The sequence below is a fragment of the Halorubrum sp. SD612 genome (assembly GCF_002135005.1).
Genome location: NZ_NEWI01000322.1, coordinates 1 through 1,789 on the forward strand (window position 1 = coordinate 1; position 1,789 = coordinate 1,789).

At 66.4% G+C, this 1,789-nt stretch carries 1 protein-coding gene and 2 pseudogenes; all 3 read left to right on the top strand.

Translation table 11 applies throughout. The features are described 5' to 3' along the window. A pseudogene (locus B9G38_RS16930) lies at positions 1 to 360 on the top strand (acetyl-coenzyme A synthetase); the annotation flags it as partial. Positions 361 to 468: 108 nt separating this feature from the next. Beyond that, on the top strand, positions 469 to 1,008 hold the full coding sequence (locus tag B9G38_RS16935) for a DUF4212 domain-containing protein (RefSeq protein WP_086221142.1): 540 nt from the start codon (positions 469 to 471) through the stop codon (positions 1,006 to 1,008). Beyond that, a pseudogene (locus tag B9G38_RS16940) lies at positions 1,005 to 1,789 on the top strand (cation acetate symporter); the annotation flags it as partial. The gene B9G38_RS16935 and the pseudogene B9G38_RS16940, both read left to right, overlap by 4 nt.

A 1,789-nucleotide genomic window follows, 5' to 3' on the forward strand; every position in this document is an offset into this window, starting at 1 on the left:
GGGAGGATGGAGATCGGGTCCGCCGTCGTCGGCGTCGAGGGGGTGGCGGAGGCAGCCGTCGTCGGCGGCGACCACGACATCAAAGGCGAGGCGGTGTACGCGTACGTCACCACCGAGGACGGGTTCGAGGGGAACGACGAGCTCCGCGACGCGATCGTCGCGGGCGTCGAGGACGCCATCGGCCCGATCGCCCGACCGGAGCAGGTCGTGTTCACCCCCGACCTGCCGAAGACTCGGTCCGGGAAGATCATGCGTCGCCTGCTGGAGAACATCGCTGACGGCGATGAGCTCGGGAACACGAGCACGCTTCGGAACCCCGAGATCGTCGAGGAGATCCAGCGGAAGGCGAACGCCGAGTAGCGTCCGGCGTCCCGTTTTCAACCGACTTCCATCACGACCACGACGGATCGCGCGACGATAACCATCACGAAAAAAGCACACAAACGAAGCCACAACACACGCCAAAACATGACAGATAATACCTCACGCAGACGAGACGACGCGGTCACCGACGGAGGTCGTACAGCCGACGACGCGGCCACCGACGGGGGACGCGCACCCGACGACGCGGTCACCGACGGGGGACGCGCACCCGACGACGCGGTCACCGACGGGGGCGTCGCCTCCACCGGAGCCGCACAGCGGCACAACAACACCGACTACCTCGGCGCGGAGGTGAACATCCTGAACCCGAGCACGCCGTACATGCGCGATCACCTCCGGATCGTCTGGACGGGGTTCGCCGTCTGGATCCTCGCGGTCTGGGGGCCCGTAACGCTGACGCGGCTCGCGCCCGGTCCGATGACGCAGTCGATGCCGATCTTACAGTTCCCGCTCCACTACTTCCTCGTGGCGTTCGGCGCCCCGACGAGCGCGCTGATCCTCTCGTTCTGGTACTCGCGGAAGCGGGACGCGCTCGACGAGAAGTACGGTATCGAACACGACACCACGACGGAGAGCGTGAGCGGCGCTGAGGCCGCGGCGGCGGACGGAGGTGTCGACGAATGACGGCGGGTTCGCTCCTCTTACAGAGCGACCTCCTCCCGGAGGCCCTCGACATCTCGTTCAAGATCGGGCCGGCGCTGCTCGTGCTCGGGATGCTGGGTCTGTTCCTCACGATCGGGTTCGTCTTCCGCGTGGCGGACACCGACGACATGTGGGTCGCCGGCCGGTCGATCGGGAACGTCGAGAACGGGATGGCGATCGGGGCCAACTGGATGTCCGCGGCCTCCTACCTCGGCATGGCGGCGTCGATCGCGCTCGCGGGCTTCTACGGGCTGGTGTTCGTCGTCGGCTGGACGACGGGCTACTTCATCCTGCTCATCTTCCTCGCCGCGCAGCTGCGCCGGTTCGGGAAGTACACGGCGCCGGACTTCGTCGGCGACCGGTTCAACTCCGACACCGCGCGCGCCATCGCGGCGGTGACGACGTTCCTCATCGGCTTCGTCTACGCCATCGGGCAGGCGAAGGGGATGGCCTTGGTCGGCCTGTACATCTTCGGTAACTACGGGGGTCTCGTCCCCGGCTTAGACGGGTACCAGGTGATGGTCGTCGCCATGATGGTCGTCACCGTCGGCTACCTGACCCTGTCCGGAATGCTGGGCGCCACGAAGAACCAGGCGGTCCAGTACGTGATCCTCATCCTCGCGTTCGTCGTCGGGCTGTTCGTCGTCGGCTACACCAACGGCTACTCCACGGTGCTGCCGCAGCTGGAGTACGGCGCGCTGATCAGCCAGCTCGGTAGCGAGTTCTCCGAGCCGTTCGCCTCGTCGAGCTACTACCTCTGGGT

Bases quoted from the DNA above. Each gene is read 5' to 3' on its own strand.
- B9G38_RS16935 (WP_086221142.1), top strand. From the start codon at position 469: ATGACAGATAATACCTCACGCAGACGAGACGACGCGGTCACCGACGGA.